The 22,285-nt window shown below is 73.4% G+C and carries 16 protein-coding genes; 6 read left to right on the top strand and 10 right to left on the bottom strand.

The window, feature by feature from the left end; translation table 11 throughout:
* Window positions 1–37 precede the first annotated feature (37 nt).
* From ACZ56V_RS25770 to ACZ56V_RS25745, 6 genes are read right to left on the bottom strand one after another with little or no spacing between them, the layout of a single operon-like run.
* Entirely contained in the window at window positions 38–862 is an 825-nt protein-coding gene (locus tag ACZ56V_RS25770) for an HpcH/HpaI aldolase/citrate lyase family protein (RefSeq protein ID WP_468945534.1), read from the bottom strand.
* The gene (locus ACZ56V_RS25765; protein WP_468945532.1) at window positions 859–2,082 is read right to left on the bottom strand and encodes a CaiB/BaiF CoA transferase family protein; all 1,224 of its coding nucleotides are present in this window, start codon (window positions 2,080–2,082) and stop codon (window positions 859–861) included. Before ACZ56V_RS25765 ends, ACZ56V_RS25770 begins: the two co-directional genes overlap by 4 nt.
* Window positions 2,064–3,440, bottom strand: coding sequence for an ADP-ribosylglycohydrolase family protein (locus ACZ56V_RS25760; RefSeq protein WP_468945530.1), 1,377 nt, complete (start codon window positions 3,438–3,440; stop codon window positions 2,064–2,066). The genes ACZ56V_RS25765 and ACZ56V_RS25760 overlap by 19 nt, the downstream gene beginning before the upstream one ends.
* On the bottom strand, window positions 3,428–4,606 hold the full coding sequence (locus tag ACZ56V_RS25755; RefSeq protein ID WP_398912688.1) for an ADP-ribosylglycohydrolase family protein: 1,179 nt from the start codon (window positions 4,604–4,606) through the stop codon (window positions 3,428–3,430). The genes ACZ56V_RS25760 and ACZ56V_RS25755 overlap by 13 nt, the downstream gene beginning before the upstream one ends.
* On the bottom strand, window positions 4,603–5,880 hold the full coding sequence (locus tag ACZ56V_RS25750; protein ID WP_468945527.1) for an ADP-ribosylglycohydrolase family protein: 1,278 nt from the start codon (window positions 5,878–5,880) through the stop codon (window positions 4,603–4,605). The genes ACZ56V_RS25755 and ACZ56V_RS25750 overlap by 4 nt, the downstream gene beginning before the upstream one ends.
* Entirely contained in the window at window positions 5,877–7,238 is a 1,362-nt protein-coding gene (locus tag ACZ56V_RS25745; protein WP_468945524.1) for an ADP-ribosylglycohydrolase family protein, read from the bottom strand. The genes ACZ56V_RS25750 and ACZ56V_RS25745 overlap by 4 nt, the downstream gene beginning before the upstream one ends.
* 235 nt (window positions 7,239–7,473) lie before the next feature.
* Here ACZ56V_RS25745 and ACZ56V_RS25740 point away from each other — a divergent pair, with 235 nt between their 5' ends.
* The 3 genes from ACZ56V_RS25740 (at window position 7,474) to ACZ56V_RS25730 (ending at window position 14,628) form a co-directional block, all read left to right on the top strand.
* On the top strand, window positions 7,474–8,205 hold the full coding sequence (locus ACZ56V_RS25740; RefSeq protein WP_468945521.1) for a VIT1/CCC1 transporter family protein: 732 nt from the start codon (window positions 7,474–7,476) through the stop codon (window positions 8,203–8,205).
* A gap of 428 nt (window positions 8,206–8,633) precedes the next feature.
* Window positions 8,634–13,172, top strand: a complete 4,539-nt coding sequence (gene gltB, locus ACZ56V_RS25735; RefSeq protein WP_467383100.1) for a glutamate synthase large subunit — start codon at window positions 8,634–8,636, stop codon at window positions 13,170–13,172.
* A complete protein-coding gene (locus ACZ56V_RS25730; protein WP_356362962.1) occupies window positions 13,165–14,628 on the top strand; it encodes a glutamate synthase subunit beta in 1,464 nt (487 codons plus the stop codon). Before gltB ends, ACZ56V_RS25730 begins: the two co-directional genes overlap by 8 nt.
* 100 nt (window positions 14,629–14,728) lie before the next feature.
* Here the strand turns inward: ACZ56V_RS25730 and ACZ56V_RS25725 are convergent, their stop codons facing one another.
* On the bottom strand, window positions 14,729–15,649 hold the full coding sequence (locus ACZ56V_RS25725; RefSeq protein WP_398912682.1) for a chitosanase: 921 nt from the start codon (window positions 15,647–15,649) through the stop codon (window positions 14,729–14,731).
* A gap of 46 nt (window positions 15,650–15,695) precedes the next feature.
* Window positions 15,696–16,631: a rhomboid family intramembrane serine protease gene (locus tag ACZ56V_RS25720; RefSeq protein WP_468945518.1), complete on the bottom strand. Its 936-nt coding sequence runs from the start codon at window positions 16,629–16,631 to the stop codon at window positions 15,696–15,698.
* Between the two features lie 152 nt (window positions 16,632–16,783).
* Between ACZ56V_RS25720 and ACZ56V_RS25715 the strand changes: the two genes are divergently transcribed.
* Window positions 16,784–17,509, top strand: coding sequence for a vWA domain-containing protein (locus ACZ56V_RS25715; RefSeq protein WP_398912678.1), 726 nt, complete (start codon window positions 16,784–16,786; stop codon window positions 17,507–17,509).
* A gap of 7 nt (window positions 17,510–17,516) precedes the next feature.
* Here ACZ56V_RS25715 and ACZ56V_RS25710 read toward each other — a convergent pair whose 3' ends face one another.
* Window positions 17,517–18,146, bottom strand: a complete 630-nt coding sequence (locus tag ACZ56V_RS25710; RefSeq protein ID WP_468945516.1) for an SIMPL domain-containing protein — start codon at window positions 18,144–18,146, stop codon at window positions 17,517–17,519.
* A 40-nt stretch (window positions 18,147–18,186) separates the two neighbouring features.
* A complete protein-coding gene (locus ACZ56V_RS25705; RefSeq protein ID WP_398912674.1) occupies window positions 18,187–19,086 on the bottom strand; it encodes a hypothetical protein in 900 nt (299 codons plus the stop codon).
* A 126-nt stretch (window positions 19,087–19,212) separates the two neighbouring features.
* On the opposite strand from ACZ56V_RS25705, the gene ACZ56V_RS25700 reads away from it, so the two are divergent.
* Window positions 19,213–19,560 carry a chorismate mutase gene (locus tag ACZ56V_RS25700; protein ID WP_468945514.1) on the top strand — a complete coding sequence of 116 codons (348 nt, stop codon included), beginning with the start codon at window positions 19,213–19,215 and terminating at the stop codon, window positions 19,558–19,560.
* A 130-nt stretch (window positions 19,561–19,690) separates the two neighbouring features.
* The gene (gene pepN, locus ACZ56V_RS25695) at window positions 19,691–22,189 is read left to right on the top strand and encodes an aminopeptidase N (RefSeq protein WP_468945512.1); all 2,499 of its coding nucleotides are present in this window, start codon (window positions 19,691–19,693) and stop codon (window positions 22,187–22,189) included.
* The last annotated feature ends 96 nt before the right edge of the window (window positions 22,190–22,285 follow it).

Here is a 22,285-nt window from a genome sequence, read left to right as displayed (position 1 = left end):
GACTCTCCGGGCGCCCTCGGCGTATGCCGGGCCGGGCTCAGGACAGGGTCGGCCGCCGGGCCAGCGACAGGGTGCGCCGGGCCGTCGCCACCACCGCGGCGTCGATGAACCGGCCGTCCGGCAGCGCCTGCGCGCCCGGCTGGACCGTGGCCGCCTTGACGATCGTCTCCGCCTCCTCCAGCTCCCGCTCGGTCGGCAGGTACGCCCGCTCGATGATCGGCAGCTGGCGGGGGTGGATCGCGGCCCGCCCCAGGAAGCCCAGGGCGCGGCCGTGGGCGCAGGACGCCGCCAGACCCTCCAGGTCCCGGGTGTCCGGATGCACCGTCTGGGACGGCGGCGCCAGACCCGCCGCCCGCGCGGCCACCACCACGCGCGAGCGCGACCAGTCCAGGCCGGCGTCCCCGCGCACCCCCAGGTCGGCCCTCAGGTCCGCCTCCCCGAGCGCGATGCCGCGCAGCGCCGGGTGGGCGGTGGCGATCCGGTACGCCCGCTCCACCCCCAGGGCCGTCTCCAGCAGGGCGTACAGCGGCGGGCCGCCGGTGGCCTCGGCGACCTCGCTGACCTGCCCGGGCGTCGTCACCTTGGGCAGCCGCAGCCCGGACAGGCCCGGCAGCGCGGCCAGCGCCGCCAGGTCGCCGGCGGCCAGCGGACCGTCCAGGGCGTTGACGCGGACGTGCACCGGCACCGGCTGCGGCTCGCCGAGCAGCTCGGCGGTGGCGTCACGGGCGTACTCCTTGCGGTCGGCGGCGACCGCGTCCTCCAGGTCGACCACCACCACGTCGGCACCGGCGGCCAGCGCCTTGGCCACCACCCGGGGCCGGTCCCCGGGGGCGTACAGCCAGGTCAGCGGGGGTGCGGTCATACGACGCCCTCCTCACGCAGCTCCTTCACGTCCGCCGGGGTGAGCCCCAGCCCGGTCAGCACCTCCTCGGTGTCGGCGCCGTGCGGGCGGCCCGCCCAGCGGATCGCGCCCGGGGTGGCGGAGAGCCGGAAGAGGACGTTCTGCATGCGCAGCGGGCCCAGTTCGGGATCGTCGACCGTGGTGAGGGTGTCGAGGGCCTGGTACTGCGGGTCGGTCATCACGTCCCGCACGTCCTGGACCGGCGCGACGGCCGCCTCGGCCTTCTCGAACGCGGCGAGCACGTCCGCGCGGGAGTGCCGGGCGATCCAGTCGCCGACCGCGGCGTCCAGCACGTCGGCGTGCCGGGCCCGCTCGGCGCCCGTCGCGAACCAGGGCTCGTCGATCAGCTCCGGGCGGCCCACCAGCCGCATCACCCGCTCGGCGACCGACTGCGCCGAGGTGGAGACGGCGACCCAGGTGCCGTCGGCGGTGCGGTAGGTGTTGCGCGGGGCGTTGTTCTGCGAGCGGTTGCCGGTGCGCGGCTGGACGTGGCCGAGCTGGTCGTACCAGAGGGGCTGCGGGCCCAGCACGGTCAGGATCGGCTCGATGATCGCCATGTCGACGACCTGGCCCTCCCCGGTGCGCTCCCGGGCGGCCAGCGCCGTCATCACGGCGTACGCCGTCGCCAGCGCCGCGATGGAGTCCGCGAGCCCGAACGGCGGCAGCGTCGGCGGCGCGTCGGGCTCGCCGGTCATCGCGGCGAAGCCGCTCATGGCCTCGGCCAGGGTGCCGAAGCCGGGGCGGCGCGCGTAGGGGCCGAACTGGCCGAAGCCGGTGACCCGGGTCAGGACCAGGCGCGGGTTGACGGCGGACAGCTCGTCCCAGCCCAGGTCCCACTTCTCCAGGGTGCCCGGCCGGAAGTTCTCGACGACGACGTCCGCGGTGGCGGCGAGCCGGAGCAGGGTGGTGCGCCCGGCGGGCTTCGACAGGTCCAGGGTGATCGTGTGCTTGTTGCGGCCCAGCAGCTTCCACCACAGACCCACGCCGTCCTTCGACGGGCCGTGCCCCCGGGAGGGGTCGGGCCGGGTGGGGTGCTCGACCTTGATCACCTCGGCGCCGAAGTCACCGAGCATGGTGGCGGCGAGCGGTCCCGCGAAGAGGGTGGCGAGGTCGAGGACGCGCAGGCCGGTGAGCGGGGCGGCGGGGGCGGAGAGCGCAGAGGTCACGGCGGGCTCGGGCATGGGCGGGTGGCCTCCCGGTGGGTGAGGTGGGCGAGGGTGTCGAAGCCGGTGCCGTCGAAGTCGCCGACGGAGGTGGCCAGGCGGTTCTTCAGCGGGGCCGTCCAGTGCCCGGGCAGCGCGGCGGGGGAACCGGCGAGCAGTCCGGCGACGCTCCCGACGGTGGCGCCGTTGGAGTCGGTGTCCCAGCCGCCCGACACGACGCGCGAGACCGAGCCGGTGAAGTCGCCGTCCGCGTGGGTGAGCGCGGCGGCGATCAGGGCGGTGTTGGGCACGGCGTGCACCCAGTGGTGGGCGGGGGAGTGGACGGCGTGCAGCTCGTCCACGACCGTGTCGAAGTCGGTGTGCGCGCCCGCGAGCCGTACGGCGTGGCGGACGGCCCCGGCGAGGCGGGAGCCGGGCGGCACGACCGCGAGGCCGGAGCGCAGACAGGCGTGGACGTCCTGCGTGCCGCCGGCGGCGGTGGCGATGACGGCCGCCGCGAACATCGCCGCGTGGACGCCGGCCGCGGTGTGGGTGAGGGTCGCGTCCCGGTGCGCCTGCTCGGCGGCGGCGGCCGGGTCGCCGGGGTTGGTCCAGCCGTGCACGTCGGCGCGGATCAGGGCGCCGATCCACTCGCGGAACGGGTTGCGGTGACGGGCGGTGTCCGAGGGTTCGAGGCCGGTGAGGAGGTTGCGCAGGGCGAGGCGCTCGGCGGTGAAGGTACGGCCGGCCGGGAGTTCGTCGAGCCAGACCCGGGCCACGTCGGCCGTCTCGAAGCCCCGGCCGTGGCGCCGGAGGAGCTGCAGGCCCAGGAGCGGGTAGTTGAGGTCGTCGTCCTCCGGCATGCCGTCGATGTTCTCGGCGAGGGAGGTGGGCGCGGAGCGGCGGTTCCAGGGATACGCGGCGAGCAGGTCGCGGGGGACGCCCCGGGCGGTGAAGTACGCGGTCGGGGGCCAGTTGCCGGCGGCCCGGCCGAGGAGGCGGATGCCGGTCAGGGGCAGCTTCTCGACGGGCTTGCCCAGGAGGCACCCGACGGCGCGGCCGAGCCAGGCGGCCTCCAGACGCGAGGGCGACACCGATGCGGCGGGACGCGGGGACGGCCAGTCGGGGCACAGCGCCCTGATCCGGTCGAGGTCCGTCGGCTCGGCGTCCGCCCGGGGAGCGGGCAGGCGGGCCAGCTCGTCCAGGAGCTCTTCGGCCAGGACACGGAGGCCGGGGGAGGCCGGCCGTTCCGAGGCGCCCGCCCGGGGCGGGGCCGCGCCGCCGCCCGCCGCGCGCCAGCGGGCCGCCACCGCCGACGCGTCGCGGCCGTCCAGCCGTGCCTGGCGCAGCTCGTGGCCGACCAGGTCCTCGGGCTGGACCCAGGTCAGCCGGAGCATCCCGCGCCCCCGATCGCGGCGAACGCCTCCTCGTGGGCGCGGCGGCGCCGTACGTCACGCTCGAAGACCTCCCGCGCGACCGCGGTGAGCGTCGCCGCCGGCTCCCACAGGTCCAGGCGGCTCGCCTCCGCGACGGTCTTCGCCCAGTCCTCCGGCACCGGTGATCCCAGCGCCCCGGCCAGGGCGCCCGCCATCGTGGCGATGGAGTCGCAGTCGCGGCCGTAGTTGACCGCGCCGAGCACCGCGTGCCGGAAGTCGCCGCCGGAGACGAGCAGCATGCCGAGGGCGACCGGCAGTTCCTCGATGGCGTGCAGGCGGGAGGGGCGGCGGGCGCCGAGCGAGGGCGCGCGGTAGTCGGGGCCCACCGTGTCGTACGGGGCCACCGCCGCGCGCAGCGGCGCGAGCGCCGACTCGAACTCCGAGTGGCGTGACGCCACGTCGCACACGGCTTCGATGGCCGCCCGGGTGCCGTCCTTGGCCAGGGACAGCGCGGCCGCCACCACCGACCGAGGGGTCGCGCCCGGCACGCAGGCCGCGGCCACCGCCGCCGCGAAGACACCGGCCGCCTCCCGGCCGTACGACGACTGGTGCGCGCCCGCGACGTCCAGGGCCTCGGCGTAGGCGGCCGCCGGGTTCGCCGCGTTGACCAGGCCGACCGGGGCCATGTACATCGCGGCACCGCAGTTGACGATGTTGCCGGTACCGGCCTCGCGCGGGTCCACGTGGCCGTAGTGGATCCGGGCGACCAGCCACTTCTCGGCGAGGAAGACCCGCTGGAGCGGGAGCGCCTCGGCCTCCAGTTCCGGGATCCAGCGCGGCTGCGTGATCAGGTCCGGGACCAGGTGCTCGGCGATCGCGTACGCGTCCAGGTGGTCGCGGACCGTGCCGTAGACCCGGACCAGCGCATGGGTCATCAGGGTGTCGTCGGTGACGTGGCCGTCGCCCTTGTGGTACGGGGCGAGGGGGCGGGCGGTGCGCCAGGCGTCGCCGTTCCAGGGGCCGACGACGCCGTGGACGCGGCCGCCGTGGCGTTCGAGGATCTGCTCGGGGGAGTAGCCCTCGACCGGGCCGCCGAGCGCGTCGCCGACGGCCGCGCCCACGAGGGCGCCGGTGATCCGCTCGTCGAGGGGTGCGGTGGTGCTGTGGTCCGGGGTCAGGGAGGTCATGGGGTGGTGCCTCGTCCTTCCGGTGGGGAGGGTCGCGTGGCGTGCAGGAGACCGGCGAGTTCGACCAGGTCGGTGCCGGTGAGCCGGGGCAGTACGCAGCCGGGCAGGGTGCGGCAGGCGTCCCGCCAGGACGCGGGGAGCGACGAGCCGCCGCCGAGCGCGCCGGTGAGGGCGCCGGCCAGCGCGGGGGCGGAGTCCGCGACCCTGGACAGACAGGCCGCCGCCGGTACCGCCTCCGCGATGCGGCCCCGGGCGGCGGTGGCCAGGGCGAGGGCGACCGGGACGGTCTCGGCGGCGGCGATGCCGTAGCTGTAGACGTGGTCGACGATGCGGTGCTCCAGGAGCGGGACGAGGGCGAAGGTGCTTCCGGCGTCCGCCGCGAGGGCCAGGGCGTGGCGGGCGTTGCGGCCGATCTCCGTCGCCTCGGGGAGTTCGGCGAGCGCGGCCGTCACGCAGGCGTCCACGTCGGTGCCGTCGAGGGCGCACGCCAGCGCCGCCGCCATGGCCCGCGCGCCGTGCACGCCGTCGCCGTCCTGGGTGTAACGGGCGTCGAACTCGGCGAGGTCGGCGGCGGGGCGCGGGGCGCCGGGGTGGGCGACGGCGAGGACGCAGGCCCGTACGCAGGCGGCGTCGTCGAAGTAGTGCGGGTTGTCGTGGCCGGTGGCGGGGGGACGCAGGCCGGTGGCGAGGTTGCCGAGCCCGGCCCGCACCGAGATGCGGGCGCGCAGCGGGAGCACCGCGGACTCCACCTCGGGGGCGCGGTCGGCCGCCGCGGCGACCTCGCTGGCGACGGCGTTCCAGGTCAGGTCGATCGCGGCCCGCATCCGGCGGTCCCGGCTCAGGTCACCGAGCACGCTGTCGTCCCCCGCCCGCAGCACGGCCTCCGCCGCGAACGCCGCCCACTCGGCGTCGTCCGAGGGGCCGAGGCGCAGCGGTTCCGGGGGCTGGTTCAGGGCGATGGGGACGGGGAGGGTGGTGGTCGCGTTCTGCTCGGCGAAGGTGTCCAGCTCGCGGGTGAGCCGGCGCGTCCACTCCGGCATCCGGGCGGCCCGGTGCCGGGCGGCCGGCCAGCCGGCGGCGTCTCCCGCGGCGAGCCCGAGCAGCAGCCCCTCGATGCGGTCGCAGAGCGGCACCCCGTGGGACGCCACGGCCGCCGCCGCCTCGGCTCCCGACCGGTGCCCGCTCCCACTGGTCACGGCCCCCTCGGGCACGCCGGGCCCTTCGACGTAGGCCGTGACGCCCGTCGCGCCCACACCGGCCCGCGCCCTGCTCACGACCCCGCCTCCGCCGCGGCGGCGGCGTCCGGCACCGGGGTATGCGTCCCGGGGCCGGGCACGGGCCGGGTGTCGGCGTCGCCGGACGGGAACGTGCCGTCGGGCGGTTCGCCCCACGGGGGAGCGGAAGCCGCCCCGAGTCCGCGCGTCACCCCCTCCGACTCCTCGGGCAGCGCCCCTTCCCGCATCACTCGCCCGGCATCCAGGGACACCCGCCCCGTGCCGCGAGGTACGCGTGCGATGCTCGGCGGTACCTGCTCCGAGCACCCGGGTGCTCGGTCCGCGACTTCCGGCACGCGTTCCGTGGCCCCCGGCACGTGCTCCGCGTCCGGTGGTGCCCCCCGGCCCGGTGGGGCACCCCGCGCCGCCCGGATCAGCAGGTCCGCCACCTCCAGTACGTGGTGGCCGGCCATCGTCGGGAGGCAGGTGCCGCGGGCCGGGGCGATGGCGGTGGCCCAGTCGACCGGGATGGCGTGGACGCCGCGGGTCGCGCCGGCCAGGGCGCCGGCCACCGCGGCCGTGGTGTCGGCGTCCCGGCCCATGTTGACCGCCGTCAGCACGGAGTCCGTGAAGTCGCCGTCGGCCGCCGCGTACGCGCCGAAGGCGAGGGCGACGGCCTCGGGGGCCAAGTCGGTCCACGGGTAGCCGCCGATGACCACCGCGGAGCGCACCGCGCGCTCGCCCCGGTGGGCCGCAGTCAGCGCGCGGCGCAGACACCGCGCCGTCCAGGAGTCGTCCGGGACGACGGCCAGCGCGGAGGCCACCACCGCGACGGTCGACGCCCCGGCCATCGCCGCCGCGACGCCCGCCGCCACCGCCTGGCCGCCGTAGATGCCCTCGCCCTCGTGGCTGACCGAGCCGTCGATCGCCGCCAGCCGGGCCGCCTCGGCGGGTCTCCCGGCCGCGAACACGCCGTGCGGCGCGGCCCGCATGGCCAGTCCGTCGCTCCAGGCGTGCCGGTGCTGGGCGGAGATCGGGGCGGCGAGTCCCCGGCGCAGGTTCTCCAGAGTGCCGCGTTCGCTGAAGCCCGCGCCCCGGAACGGACCCTCCTCCCGGTCCGCGATCCACTCGTGCCAGGCCGCCTCCACATGGGCCTGGGTGAGCCCGGCGCCGTGGCGGGCCAGCAGCAGGCCCGAGAAGATCGCGTACTCCGTGTCGTCCGTGCCGGCGGGCCGGTCGGCCACGTACCCCGTGATGCGGCCCCAGCGGGCGCGGATCTCCGAGGGCTTCATGTTCTCGGCCGGCGCCCCGAGGGCGTCCCCGACGGCCAGTCCGAGCAGCGCGCCCCGGGCCCGGTCGTGGAGCCCCACGGCGTCCTGCGGCGCGGGGACCGGGGGAATGCAGGCGGTGGATGCCATGCGGCCTCTCCTCTCCCTCCGCGTATCTGTCCCCGGTGCGGTGCGCACCGCAGCCGAACCGGGCGCAGCGTCACCCGGTCGACATATGAGCGGGCAAGATCACGAATGAGTGCGAAGCAGCAAAGCCGCAGGTAAGCGCAGCCTTTCCTTGCTGGCGGGACGGAAATGATCGGCGTAGATTGTGTGTTGTTAAAAAGTGGAATGAGTCCAAACTAGCTTTCCCGGGGGAACCCTGATGGCCATCATCGAAACCGAGGCGCCACTGCACGAGGCGCACCGCGACAACCACACCCACCGTGACGTGAACGGCGGCTGGCTGCGCCCCGCCGTCTTCGGCGCGATGGACGGACTGGTCTCCAACCTCGCCCTGATGACCGGTGTCGCCGGCGGTACGGCGAGTCAGCAGACCGTGGTGATCAGCGGCCTCGCCGGTCTGGCCGCCGGCGCCTTCTCCATGGCCGCCGGCGAGTACACCTCCGTCGCCTCCCAGCGCGAGCTGGTCGAGGCCGAGCTGGACGTGGAGCGCCGCGAGCTGCGCAAGCACCCGGCGGACGAGGAGGCCGAGCTGGCCGCGCTCTACGAGGCGCGCGGCGTCGAGGCGGAGCTGGCGCGCGAGGTGGCCCGCCAGCTGTCCAGCGACCCCGAGCAGGCGCTGGAGATCCACGCCCGCGAGGAGCTGGGCATCGACCCCTCCGACCTGCCCTCGCCGACGGTCGCGGCCGTGTCCTCGTTCGGGTCCTTCGCGCTGGGCGCCCTGCTCCCCGTCCTGCCGTTCCTGCTCGGCGCCAGTGCGCTGTGGCCCGCCGTGCTGCTCGCGCTGGCCGGACTGTTCCTGTGCGGCGCGGTGGTCGCCAAGGTCACGGCCCGCAGCTGGTGGTACAGCGGCCTGCGGCAGCTCGCCCTCGGTGGCGCGGCGGCCGGTGTGACGTATCTCCTGGGCAGCCTGTTCGGAACGGCCGTAGGATAGCCCGGCTCGAACTTATGCGGCGGGCCGTATAAATGGCCGTTACTCGCTGGTTTCGAGTACGTAATCTCCGGGCATGAGCCGTAAGCGCTGTGGGCAATGAAGCCTGCCGTGCACCTCGTGGAGTGGGCGACGACGCCCCCTCGGCCCCCTCGGACCGACGGACATCGATCTGTTCGCCTCGGTCTCCATACTTCCACCGCGGGTGCGGCACCCCCACCGCCACCCTTCGGTGTCCGCATGATGGAACGGATTGTCCCGTTTACCGAGAACCAATCCATCATGTAACCTGCACCAAATTTTGCACCCACCGCAGAGGGCCAACGTCGTCCCTCGGCACCTGCACATGCCAGATGACGACGACGGGAGAGCCGATGCGTACGCCGCGCCAGCCGTCCCAGCACTCCGAGAGTGGCCAGAACTGGTCCTTCATGGATGCTCGCCCTGCTGCCCAGGGTATGTACGACCCCCGCAACGAACACGACGCGTGCGGCGTCGGTTTCGTCGCCACCCTGACCGGCGAGGCATCCCACACCCTGGTCGACCAGGCACTCACCGTGCTGCGCAACCTGGAACACCGCGGCGCCACCGGCTCCGAGCCCGACTCGGGCGACGGCGCGGGCATCCTCTCCCAGGTGCCCGACGCGTTCTTCCGCGAGGTGGCCGGATTCGAGCTGCCCGAGGCCGGGGCGTACGCCGTCGGCATCGCCTTCCTGCCGGTCGACGGCACCCAGGACGCCGTCTCGCGCATCGAGACGATCGCCGAGGAGGAGGGCCTCACCGTCCTCGGCTGGCGCGAGGTCCCGGTCGCCCCGCAGATGCTGGGTGCCACCGCCCGCTCCACCATGCCGGTCTTCCGCCAGATCTTCGTGAGCGATGGCGCCTCGCAGGGCATCGCCCTGGACCGCAACGCCTTCGCGCTGCGCAAGCGCGCCGAGCGCGAGGCCGGCGTCTACTTCCCGTCGCTGTCCGCGCGGACCATCGTCTACAAGGGCATGCTGACCACCGGCCAGCTGGAGCCGTTCTTCCCGGACCTGTCCGACCGCCGCTTCGCCTCCGCGATCGCGCTCGTGCACTCCCGGTTCTCCACCAACACCTTCCCGAGCTGGCCGCTCGCCCACCCGTACCGCTTCGTCGCGCACAACGGCGAGATCAACACGGTCAAGGGCAACCGCAACTGGATGCGCGCCCGCGAGTCCCAGCTGGCCTCGGACCTCTTCGGTTCCTCCGCGGACCTGGAGCGGATCTTCCCGATCTGTACGCCGGACGCCTCGGACTCCGCCTCCTTCGACGAGGTCCTGGAGCTGCTCCACCTGGGCGGGCGCTCGCTGCCGCACTCCGTGCTGATGATGATCCCGGAGGCGTGGGAGAACCACGACTCCATGCAGCCGGACCGGCGCGCCTTCTACCAGTTCCACTCCACGATGATGGAGCCCTGGGACGGCCCGGCCTGCGTCACCTTCACCGACGGCACCCAGGTCGGCGCCGTGCTCGACCGCAACGGTCTGCGCCCCGGCCGCTACTGGGTCACCGACGACGGCCTCGTCGTCCTCGGCTCCGAGGTCGGTGTCCTCGACATCGACCCCGCCAAGGTCGTCCGCAAGGGCCGCCTCCAGCCCGGCCGGATGTTCCTCGTGGACACCGCCGAGCACCGCATCATCGAGGACGACGAGATCAAGGCCCAGCTCGCCGCCGAGCAGCCGTACGGCGAGTGGATGGAAGCCGGCGAGATCGAGCTGTCCGACCTGCCCGAGCGCGAGCACATCGTGCACACCCACGCCTCGGTCACCCGTCGCCAGCAGACCTTCGGGTACACCGAGGAGGAGCTGCGCGTCATCCTCGCGCCGATGGCCAAGGCCGGTGCCGAGCCGATCGGCTCCATGGGCACCGACTCGCCGATCGCCGCGCTCTCCGAGCGTCCCCGGCTGCTCTTCGACTACTTCACCCAGCTCTTCGCCCAGGTCACCAACCCGCCGCTGGACGCCATCCGCGAGGAACTGGTCACCTCCCTGCGCTCCTCGCTCGGCCCCCAGGGCAACCTGCTGGACCCGACGGCCGCCTCGTGCCGCAGCGTCCTGCTGCCCTTCCCGGTGATCGACAACGACGAGCTGGCCAAGCTCATCCACGTCAACGCCGACGGCGACATGCCCGGCTTCAAGGCCGCGACCCTCTCCGGTCTCTACCGGGTGCACGGCGGCGGCGACGCGCTGGCCGCGCGCATAGAGGAGATCTGTGCCGAGGCCGACGCCGCCATCGAGAACGGCGCCCGGCTGATCGTCCTGTCCGACCGCCACTCGGACGCCGAGCACGCGCCGATCCCCTCGCTGCTGCTCACCGCGGCCGTCCACCACCACCTCATCGGCACCAAGCAGCGCACCCAGGTGGGCCTGCTGGTCGAGGCCGGCGACGTCCGCGAGGTCCACCACGTCGCCCTGCTCATCGGCTTCGGCGCCGCCGCGGTCAACCCGTACCTCGCGATGGAGTCCGTCGAGGACCTGGTCCGCGCGGGCACCTTCCTGCCCGGCATCGAGGCCGAGCAGGCCATCCGCAACCTGATCTACGCCCTCGGCAAGGGCGTCCTCAAGGTCATGTCCAAGATGGGCATCTCCACCGTCGCCTCCTACCGCGGCGCCCAGGTCTTCGAGGCCGTCGGCCTGGACGAGGCCTTCGTCGCCAAGTACTTCAACGGCACCACCACCAAGATCGGCGGCGTCGGCATCGACGTCGTCGCCAAGGAGGTCGCCGCCCGCCACGCCAAGGCGTACCCGGCCAGCGGCATCGCGCCGGCCCACCGCGCCCTGGACATCGGCGGCGAGTACCAGTGGCGCCGCGAGGGCGAGCCGCACCTGTTCGACCCGGAGACGGTCTTCCGCCTCCAGCACTCCACGCGTTCCGGCACGTACGAGATCTTCAAGAAGTACACCGAGCGCGTGAACGAGCAGTCCGAGCGGCTGATGACGCTGCGCGGCCTGTTCGGCTTCAAGTCGGACCGGCAGCCGATCCCCGTCGACGAGGTCGAGCCCGTCTCCGAGATCGTCAAGCGCTTCTCCACCGGCGCCATGTCGTACGGCTCCATCTCCCAGGAGGCGCACGAGACCCTCGCCATCGCCATGAACCAGCTGGGCGGCAAGTCCAACACCGGTGAGGGCGGCGAGGACCCGGAGCGCCTGTACGACCCGGCGCGCCGGTCCAGCATCAAGCAGGTCGCCTCCGGCCGGTTCGGCGTCACCTCCGAGTACCTGGTCAACGCCGACGACATCCAGATCAAGATGGCCCAGGGCGCCAAGCCCGGCGAGGGCGGCCAGCTGCCCGGCCACAAGGTCTACCCCTGGGTCGCCAAGACCCGGCACTCCACCCCGGGCGTCGGCCTGATCTCCCCGCCGCCGCACCACGACATCTACTCCATCGAGGACCTGGCCCAGCTGATCCACGACCTGAAGAACGCGAACCCGCAGGCGCGGATTCACGTCAAGCTGGTCTCCGAGGTCGGCGTCGGCACGGTCGCGGCGGGTGTGTCCAAGGCGCACGCGGACGTCGTGCTCATCTCCGGTCACGACGGCGGCACGGGTGCTTCGCCCCTGACGAGCCTCAAGCACGCGGGCGGCCCCTGGGAACTCGGCCTCGCCGAGACCCAGCAGACCCTGCTGCTCAACGGGCTGCGCGACCGGATCGTCGTACAGACCGACGGCCAGCTCAAGACCGGCCGCGACGTCGTCATCGCCGCGCTGCTGGGCGCCGAGGAGTTCGGTTTCGCGACCGCGCCGCTCGTCGTCTCCGGCTGCGTCATGATGCGCGTCTGCCACCTGGACACCTGCCCGGTCGGCATCGCCACCCAGAACCCGGTGCTGCGCGAGCGGTTCTCCGGCAAGGCCGAGTACATCGTGAACTTCTTCAAGTTCATCGCCGAGGAGGTCCGCGAGATCCTCGCCGAGCTGGGCTTCCGCTCCATCGAGGAGGCCGTCGGCCACGCCGAGACCCTCGACGTGACCCGCGCGGTCGACCACTGGAAGGCGCAGGGCCTGAACCTGGAGCCGCTGTTCCACGTGCCCGCGCTGGCCGAGGGCGCGGTGCGCCACCAGGCCGTCGGCCAGGACCACGGCCTGGAGAAGGCGCTCGACAACCAGCTGATCAAGCTCGCCTCGGACGCGCTGGCCGCCCCGGACGCCACCCAGGCCGCCCCGGTGCGCGCCCAGGTCGCGATCCGCAACATCAACCGCACCGTCGGCACCATGCTCGGCCACGAGGTGACCAAGAAGTTCGGCGGCGGCGGTCTGCCCGACGACACCGTCGACATCACCTTCACCGGCTCCGCCGGCCAGTCCTTCGGCGCCTTCGTCCCGCGCGGCATCACGCTGCGCCTGGAGGGCGACGCCAACGACTACGTCGGCAAGGGCCTGTCCGGCGGCCGGATCGTCGTCCGCCCCGACCGGGGCGCCGACCACCTCGCCGAGTACTCCACCATCGCCGGCAACACCATCGGATACGGCGCCACCGGCGGCGAGATGTTCCTGCGCGGCAAGGTCGGCGAGCGCTTCTGCGTCCGCAACTCCGGCGCGCTGGTCGTCTCCGAGGGCGTCGGCGACCACGGCTGCGAGTACATGACCGGCGGCCACGCGGTCGTCCTCGGCGAGACCGGGCGCAACTTCGCGGCCGGCATGTCCGGCGGCATCGCCTACGTCGTCGACCTCGACCGCGACAACGTCAACGTCGGCAACGTCGACGCGATCCAGGCCCTGGACGACGCCGACAAGGACTGGCTGCACGACGTGGTGCGCCGCCACGCCGAGGAGACCGGGTCCACGGTCGCCCAGAAGCTGCTCGCCGACTGGACCGTCGCCGTGGAGCGCTTCAGCAAGATCATCCCCAGCACGTACCAGGCAGTGCTCGCCGCCAAGGACGCCGCCGAGCGAGCCGGTCTCTCCGAGACCGAGACCACCGAGAAGATGATGGAGGCGGCGACCAATGGCTGATCCCAAGGGCTTCCTGAACCACGGACGCGAGGTCGCCAGGACCCGCCCCGTCGAGGAGCGCGTCAAGGACTGGAACGAGGTCTACGTCCCCGGCTCCCTGCTGCCGATCATCAGCAAGCAGGCCAGCCGCTGCATGGACTGCGGCATCCCGTTCTGCCACAACGGCTGCCCCCTCGGGAACCTGATCCCCGAGTGGAACGACTACGCCTACCGCGAGGACTGGTCGGCGGCGTCCGAGCGCCTGCACGCCACCAACAACTTCCCGGAGTTCACCGGCCGTCTGTGCCCGGCCCCGTGCGAGTCGGCGTGCGTGCTCGGCATCAACCAGCCGCCGGTCACCATCAAGAACGTCGAGGTCTCGATCATCGACAAGGCGTGGGAGACCGGGGACGTCGCCCCGCAGGTCCCGGAGCGCCTGTCCGGCAAGACCGTCGCCGTCATCGGCTCGGGCCCGGCGGGCCTGGCCGCCGCCCAGCAGCTCACCCGGGCCGGCCACACCGTCGCCGTCTACGAGCGCGCGGACCGCATCGGAGGTCTCCTCCGCTACGGCATCCCCGAGTTCAAGATGGAGAAGCGGCACATCAACCGCCGCATAGAGCAGATGCGCGCCGAAGGCACCCGCTTCCGCACCGGCGTCGAGATCGGCCGCGACCTCAAGGCGACCGACCTGAAGAAGCGCTACGACGCCGTCGTCATCGCCGCCGGTTCCACCACCGCCCGCGACCTGCCGGTCCCCGGCCGCGAGCTGAACGGCATCCACCAGGCGATGGAGTACCTGCCGCTGGCCAACAAGGTCCAGGAGGGCGACTACGTGGCGCCCCCGATCACGGCCGAGGGCAAGCACGTCGTCGTCATCGGCGGCGGCGACACCGGCGCCGACTGCGTGGGCACCGCCCACCGCCAGGGCGCGGCCTCCGTCACCCAGCTGGAGATCATGCCCCGGCCGGGCGAGGAGCGGGACGCGGTGCGCCAGCCGTGGCCCACCTTCCCCATGCTCTACAAGGTCACCAGCGCCCACGAGGAGGGCGGCGAGCGGGTCTACGCCGTCTCCACCACCCACTTCGAGGGCGACGAGGACGGCAACGTCCAGTGGCTGCACATGAGCGAGGTCGAGTTCATCGAGGGCAGGCTGACCCCGAAGCCGGGCACCGAGCGCAAGATCCCGGCCCAGCTGGTCACCCTCGCCATGGGCTTCACCGGCACCGACAAGGACAACGGTCTCGTCGACCAGTTCGGCCTGGCGCTCGACGAACGGGGTAACATCGCCCGGGACGCCGACTTCCAGACCAATGTGCCGGGTGTGTTCGTCGCCGGTGACGCCGGCCGCGGCCAGTCACTCATCGTCTGGGCGATCGCCGAGGGCCGCTCGGCCGCGCGCGGCGCCGACCGCTTCCTGACCGGGGCCAGCGACCTGCCGGCCCCGATCCGCCCGACCGACCGCGCCCTCGCGGTCTGACGGACGGAACAACCGAAGAACGTCCCGCACAAAGGCGTGCGGAACACTGATGGCGCCTGCCCCGTCCCCGACCGGACCAAGGGCAGGCGCTGTCGCATGCTCAGGGCACCCGGTAGGCGTCCCCGTACATCTCCCACTCCAGCGGCGTCGCCAGCTTCATGTTCCCGGCGGCGAGGAACCGGCGCTGGGCCGTGCCGACGCGGGAGGTGTCGATGCCCGGGCGCTTGGCCCGCATGGCCTGCTCGCGGACGTCCAGGAAGGTGCCCAGGTAGGTCTTCTCGTCGCCGCCCTGCCCCGGCGTCCTCGCCTCGGCCATGGCCCGCTCGCGCAGCCCGTAGAAGCCCTCGGCGTCCGTGTCGGGGCCGTGGAAGACCATCGCGTCGTAGTAGACGAACTGGCCGAGCGTGCCCAGGCCGTCCAGCTTGGCCAGGCGCACCGCCGGTTCGAAGTAGACCCGGTCGCGCTCCTCCTCCTGGGCCGCGCGGAACGCCGGGACCTCCGCCTCCGCCTTCCAGGCCGCGGTGAAGCCCGGGTCCAGGCCCTCGTGGGAGTCGCTGCCGTCGACCTCGCGCAGGGCGGGAAGGTACGCGGCCAGGCCGTTGCCGGGGTGGGCCTCGGTGTAGCGCTCGACCAGGGTGAGCAGGTCGTGGGTGCCGGTGCAGAAGCCGATGATGCCCGCGGTGTACCCGTCGCCGTCCCCGAGGTCCTCGATGCCGCCGTAGGCCGTGCGCCACTTCGTGGTCGAGTTCTCGGCGCTGGACACGAGCTGCTGGGCCAGCTCCTTCTTCGCCGGTGCGGCGAGGCCCGGCGGCAGGTCGGCGATGAGCGCGTCGTCCGCCTCCCGCTCCTCCTCCGCCCGGTCCTTGGCGTCGTCGCGGGCCGACCCGGCGGTGGCCGGGGACGACGAGGACGCGGCGGCCGCGGTGTCCGCCGGCTCCGCCGAGCCGTCCGGCACGGCGAGGTACACGCCCGCGGCGATCACGGGCAGGGCCCCGAGGAGCAGCACTCCGGCACGTTTCACAGGGGGACACCTCTCATGGGGGGACAGCTCGCACAGCGGGGGACTCTCACAGGGAAAGCCCCCCGCCCGTCAGCTCGGACACCTTGACCGCCGCCGTCACCGCCAGCAGCACCACCAGCGCGGCACCCGTACCGGCCTGCACCGCCACCCGGCGCCCGTCCCGGGGCGCGTACGCGAACGCCAGGGCCAGCGCGCCGCCCACCAGCAGGCCGCCGAGGTGCCCCTGCCACGAGGTGAACCAGGCGGAGACCACCAGCCACAGCAGCAGCCCGGCCATGAAGCGGTTGACCCGGGCCATGTCGGCGCCCAGCCGGCGGTGCAGCACGTAGTACGCGGCCCCCACGCCGAAGACGGCGCCGGACGCGCCGACCGTGGCCTGACCGGGGTCGGTGAGGACCAGCTCCAGGACGGAACCGCCGAGCGCCGACAGCAGGTACAGGGCGGCGAACCGGACCCGGCCGAGCATCAGCTCCACCACCCGCCCCAACTGCCACAGCGCGACCATGTTCAGCGTGACGTGCAGGATGCCGAACGTGCCCTCGAAGGGCGACTGGTGGAGGAAGGCGCTGGTGAGCATCCGCTCCCACTCGCCCCCGGCGACCCCTTCCACCCGCAGGGGCCCGGAGCTCAGGACCAGGCCGTCGCCGACAAGGGGGGTGCCGTCCGGAGCGACCAGCCGCGAGCCGAGCATGGCGAACCGGTCCACGATCTCCGGCCGCACCACCTCCGCCAGGTACGCGAGCACGGTGAGCGCGAACAGCCCGTACGTCACCACCGGCGTCGTCGACACCCGGCCGCCGGCGATGGTCCGGGCCTGCCGGACCGACCGCGCCCCCTCCTTCACGCACGCGGGGCACTGGTGGCCGACGGGCGCCGCACGCATGCAGTCGGGGCAGATGTACCGCTCGCAGCGGGTGCAACGGACCTGGCACTCCACCGCGGGATGGCGGTAGCAGGTGGTGGCGGTGGACTCGGAATCCACGGGCCGGCTCCTCGGGACGGGCGGACGGTGAGCCGGTGGGGACGGCGGCGAACAAAATAGCGAATGCCCGGGGACCGGCGCAGCGGCGGGGTGCGCCGTGCCGTAACCTCGGCACCCGGATGCCGCAGGGCAGGGGTGACGGGGGAGTCCGCATGGCCGCGATCAGTCTCACCAAGGTGCGGGAGACGGCGCCCGCGCTGGTCGATCTGTACCAGACCGCCGGGGTGTCGCTCACCAAGCACGGCATGGAGGGGACCCGGGCGGCGGTCTACCTCGTCGTCGACTACTCCGGTTCCATGAAGCCGTACTACAAGGACGGCAGCGTGCAGGCGCTCGCCGACCGGGTGCTGAGTCTGTCCGCCCACCTCGACGACGACGGCACCGTGCCCGTGGTGTTCTTCTCCACCGACGTCGACGCCGTCACCGAGATCGCGCTCGCCGACCACCGGGGCCGCATCGAGCGGATCGTGGCCGGCCTCGGACACATGGGCAAGACCAGCTACCACCTGGCCATGGACGCCGTCATCGACCACTACCTGGACAGCGGCGCCCGCCACCCCGCCCTGGTCGTCTTCCAGACCGACGGCGGCCCGATCAACCGGCTCGCCGCCGAGCGCTACCTGTGCAAGGCGGCGCCGCTGCCGCTGTTCTGGCAGTTCGTCGGCTTCGGCGATCCCGACAGCCGCCAGTTCGAGTACCTGCGCAAGCTCGACGAACTGGCGGTGCCCGGCAAGCGGGTGATCGACAACGCCGGGTTCTTCCACGCGGGCCGCGACCCGCGCAAGGTGACCGACGCCGACCTGTACGACCGGCTCGTGGGCGAGTTCCCCCAGTGGCTGGCGGCCGCACGCGCCCAGGGAATCGTCCGGCCCTCCTGAGCGGCGGTCAGTGCCGCAGGGAGAAGCCCAGCACCACCCGGGCCGACACCTCCACCGCCCCCGGGGCCAGCGTGCCGGGCGGGCCGCCGCCCGCGGAGGCACGGAACGCGGCGACGGGCTCCGACTCCGCGTCCTGGATGTGCAGCACCGGGCCCAGCCGCGCGTCCGCCGCCTCCGCGTACACCTGGGCCTTGCGGCGGGCCGCGGCCACGGCCCGCCGCCGTGCCTCGTCGAGCAGCGCCTGCCTGTCGCGCACCGCGAACTCCACGCCGTCGATCCGGTGCGCGCCCGCCTCGACCACGTCCGCGATCAGCCGCTCGAGATCGTCCAGCGCCCCGGTCTCCACCGCGTACGAGGCCTGGCACCGGTATCCGAGCAGCGTCCGGCCACCGCCGTGACCGTCGTACTCCGAGCTGAGGCCCAGCCGGGAGCCCGAGACCGAGGCGTCCGGCACGCCGTGCCGGCGCAGTACCTCCCGCAGCCGGGCCACGGCCTCCCCGGCCCGCTGGAAGGCCTGCTCCGGCGACGGTTCCAGCACGTCCACCGCCGGCCGGACCCGCGCGAGTGACGGCTCGGCCCGCACCGTGCCCGAGCCGAACACGCTGATGCCCCAGGGTTCTTCGATGGCCTGTGTCATAGGGGCATTGAAGCAGCGCGCCCCCTCCCCGCGCGTCGGATCACGTGTCGCACTCCAGCACCGTCCGGCACAGCCCGCAGCGTGCCCGGACCCGCCCGCGCACCGGCACCCTGATCCGCTGGTGGCAGGTCGGGCAGGGGAACGACACCCGGAGCCGGCCGGGCGGCTCGGCGGTGAAGGAGTAGGGGTCGCCGTCCGCCGCCGACCCGGCGGCGTGCGGGTCCTGCGCGTGCCGGCGGTCCCGGGCGTAGCGGCGGCGGCCCGCCCAGCCGGCCGCGGTCAGCGGCGGCTGCTGCTCGTCCCGGCGCGCCCGGGCCAGGCCCTTGCCGTACGCCGTGTAGGCCTGCGGACTCGTGAACCACACCGACGGGTCCTCGCCGAACAGCAGCGCCCGCTTGGCCAGCACGTAACCGAACTCCTCCGGCGTCAGGTACCCCAGCTTCTGCGAGGTCGCCGCGTCCTCCCGGTAGGCGTCGAGCAGCAGCCAGCCGGCGCCGAGGTACGTCGTCGCCGTGTCGGTGAGGATCTCGTTGTCCCGGGTGGAGGGGAAGGACAGGTCGAGGCGGTGCAGGTACACGTGCATCACCTCGTGCGCGAGGGCCGCGCCGATGTCCCGGCGATGGGTGCGGAAGCGGTCGTTCAGCTCGATGAAGTACTCCGGGCCCGCCGTCAGCTCCACGTGGGCCGCGTGGGTCATCTCGCGGAACGAGACGATCATGCGGGCGTCGGGCAGCCGGTAGTGCCGCACCAGCTCGTGCGCCACCCGCTGCGTGCCCAGGTACAGGTCGTCCGTGTCGCAGAACGCCACGTCCACCGGGGCCACACTGGCCGAGAACGTCCGGACGGTGTCGTACGACAGCCGCCGGTACAGCGCCGTGACCGCCTCCCGCACCGTCTCCAGGTGCGGGAACCCGTGCTCGACCGGTCCGCCGTTCGCCACGCCCGACCCCCAAGACGCCTGAACCCTGCCTCCGGAAACCCTGCTCCCACTGTACGAGGACCGTACGGCGTTCAGCGCCTGAGACGGTCTGCGACAGCCGGGCCGGCGCCCGTAGGGTGTGCGCCCATGACCACCAGCAACACCGGTACCGGTGCCGTCGAATCCGCCGTCCGCGAGGAGCTGGCCCGGCTGCGGGACAGCATCGACAACATCGACGCGGCCGTCGTCCACATGCTCGCCGAGCGCTTCAAGTGCACCCAGCAGGTCGGCCACCTCAAGGCCCGCCACCGGCTGCCGCCCGCCGACCCGGCCCGTGAGGCCCAGCAGATCGCCCGGCTGCGCACCCTCGCCGAAAGCGCCAAGCTGGACCCGGCGTTCGCCGAGAAGTTCCTGAACTTCATCGTCGCCGAGGTGATCCACCACCACGAGCGCATCGCGGAGAGCAACGGCGGCGGCGCGCGGGCCTCCGACTGAGACGGGTGTGCGCCCCCGGCGATGGGGGCGCACACCCGGGGAGCGCGACGGTCGCCGCGACGGGCCGGACATACGGCGCGTACCGAACCGCCTCTGTGCCCTGCCCACCGCATCAGGCAGCATGTCGTGCATGTCCGTACTGACGCGCGACGAAGCGCAGACCCGTGCCCGGCTCCTCGACGTCCACCACTACGCGATCGACCTCGATCTGACCCGTGGGGACGAGACCTTCGGCTCCCGGACCGTCATCCGGTTCACCGTCCGCGGCGACACGGACAGCACGGACACGTTCGTCGAGGTCAAGCCCGCGGAGCTGCGCACCGCCACCCTGGACGGACACCCCCTGGACCCGGCCGCCCTGGACGAGAACCGGCTGGCGCTGGAGAACCTCGCGCCCGGCGAGCACGAGCTGCGCGTCGAGGCCGCCATGCGCTATTCCCGCACCGGCGAGGGCATGCACCGCTTCACCGACCCCGCCGACGGCGAGACCTACGTCTACACCCAGCTCTTCCTCGACGACGTCCAGCGGGTCTACGCCGCCTTCGACCAGCCCGACCTCAAGGCCGTCTTCGACCTCACCGTGACCGCCCCCGAGGGCTGGACCGTCCTCGCCAACGGCGTCACCGAGCACACCGGCGACGGCCGCTGGAAGGCGGCCACCACCCCGCTGATCTCCACCTACCTCGTCGCCGTCGCCGCCGGCCCCTGGCACTCCGTGCGCACCGAACACCGCGGCCTGCCCTTCGGCATCCACTGCCGCCGCTCGCTCGCCCCGCACCTGGACGCGGACGCAGACGAACTCTTCGAGGTCACCCGGGCCTGCTTCGACCGCTACCACGAGAAGTTCGACGAGCCCTACCCCTTCGACTCCTACGACCAGGCGTTCGTCCCCGAGTTCAACGCCGGCGCGATGGAGAACCCCGGCCTTGTCACCTTCCGCGACGAGTTCGTCTTCCGGTCCGCCGTCACCGACACCCAGCGGCAGACCCGCGCCATGGTCATCGCCCACGAGATGGCCCACATGTGGTTCGGCGACCTCGTCACCCTGCGCTGGTGGGACGACATCTGGCTGAACGAGTCCTTCGCCGAGTACATGGGCTACCAGACCACCGCCGAGGCCACCCGCTTCACCGACACCTGGACCGACTTCGGCGTCACCCGCAAGGCCTGGGGCTACGACGCGGACCAGCGCCCCTCCACCCACCCCGTCGCCCCCGAGGACGTCCAGGACACCGCCTCCGCGCTGCTCAACTTCGACGGCATCTCCTACGCCAAGGGCGCCTCCGCCCTGCGCCAGCTCGTCGCCTGGCTCGGCGAGAAGGACTTCCTGGCCGGCATCAACACCCACTTCGAGCGGCACAAGTTCGCCAACGCCTCCCTCGCCGACTTCATCGACTCGCTGGCCGCCGCCACCGACCGCGACGTCCACGCCTGGGCCGACGCCTGGCTGCGCACCACCGGCGTCGACACCCTCGTCCCGAGCGTCACCGGCGACAACGGCAGCCGCACCCTCGCCGTCCGGCGCACCGGCGAGCGCCCCCACCGCATCGCCGTCGGCCTCTACGACCAGGACCCGGGCGACGAGGGCCGCCTCACCCCGCGCGAACGCCTCGACATCGACGTCCCCCAGGCGGAGCCCCGGCCCATCGGCAAGCTCCCCGCCCTGGTCGTGCTCAACGACGGCGACCTGAGCTACGCCAAGATCCGCTTCGACGCCGACTCCTTCCGGACCGTCCGCGAGAGCCTGTCCGGACTGCCCGACCCGCTCACCCGGGCCGTCGTCTGGAACGCCCTCAGGGACGCCGTCCGCGACGGCGAACTCCCCGCCGCCACCTACCTGGACATCGCGCGGGCCCACCTCCCGCACGAGACGGACCTCGCGCTCGTCGACGGCGTCCTCGCCTTCGCCGCCGGACAGGTCGCCGACCGCTACGTCGTCCCCGAGCAGCGGCCCGCCGCCCTGCACACCCTCGCCGAGCTGTGCCGCGACCTCATCCGCCGCACCGAGGACGGCGACCACCCCGGACTGCGCCTGATCGCCGTGCGCCACCGCATCGCGACGGCCGCCCACCCCGACACCATCGCCGCCTGGCTCGCCGACGGCATCGTCCCCGGCGGCCCCGAACTCGACCCCGAGCTGCGCTGGCGCATCCTCACCCGGCTCGCCGTCCTCGGCGCCACCGACGAGGCCGCCATCGCCGCCGAGCTGGCCGGCGACCCGAGCGCCACCGGCCAGGAGGGCGCCGCCCGCTGCCGCGCCGCGCTGCCCGACGCCGAGGCCAAGGCCCGTTCCTGGGAGGCCATGTTCGCCTCCGACGACCTCTCCAACTACCTGTTCACCGCCACCGCCCAGGGCTTCTGGCAGGCCGAACAGGCCGACCTCGTACGGGAGTACGTACCGCGCTACTACACCGAGGCCGTCGCGCTCGCCGCCCGCCGCGGCCCCGCCATCGCCGACGCCGCCGGCCGCTGGGCCTTCCCCGCCCACGCCGTCGACGCCGACACCCTCCGACTCGGCCGGGAGTGCCTCGCCGACGCCGACCCGATCCCCGCCCTGCGCCGCAAGCTCACCGACCAGCTCGACGACCTGGCGCGCGCACTGCGGGTGCGGGAGGCGAACACGGACTGACGCACCGGCCGCGGGCGGCAAGCGACCCCCCCCGTAGGGGGGGTTGGTGATGGGCGTGGGGGGTTCTTGGCCTTCTCGGTTGTCCTGGCTAAACAC

The sequence above is a fragment of the Streptomyces sp. NPDC034099 genome, from assembly GCF_055575415.1.
This window is presented reverse-complemented; position numbering and strand designations above follow the sequence as displayed.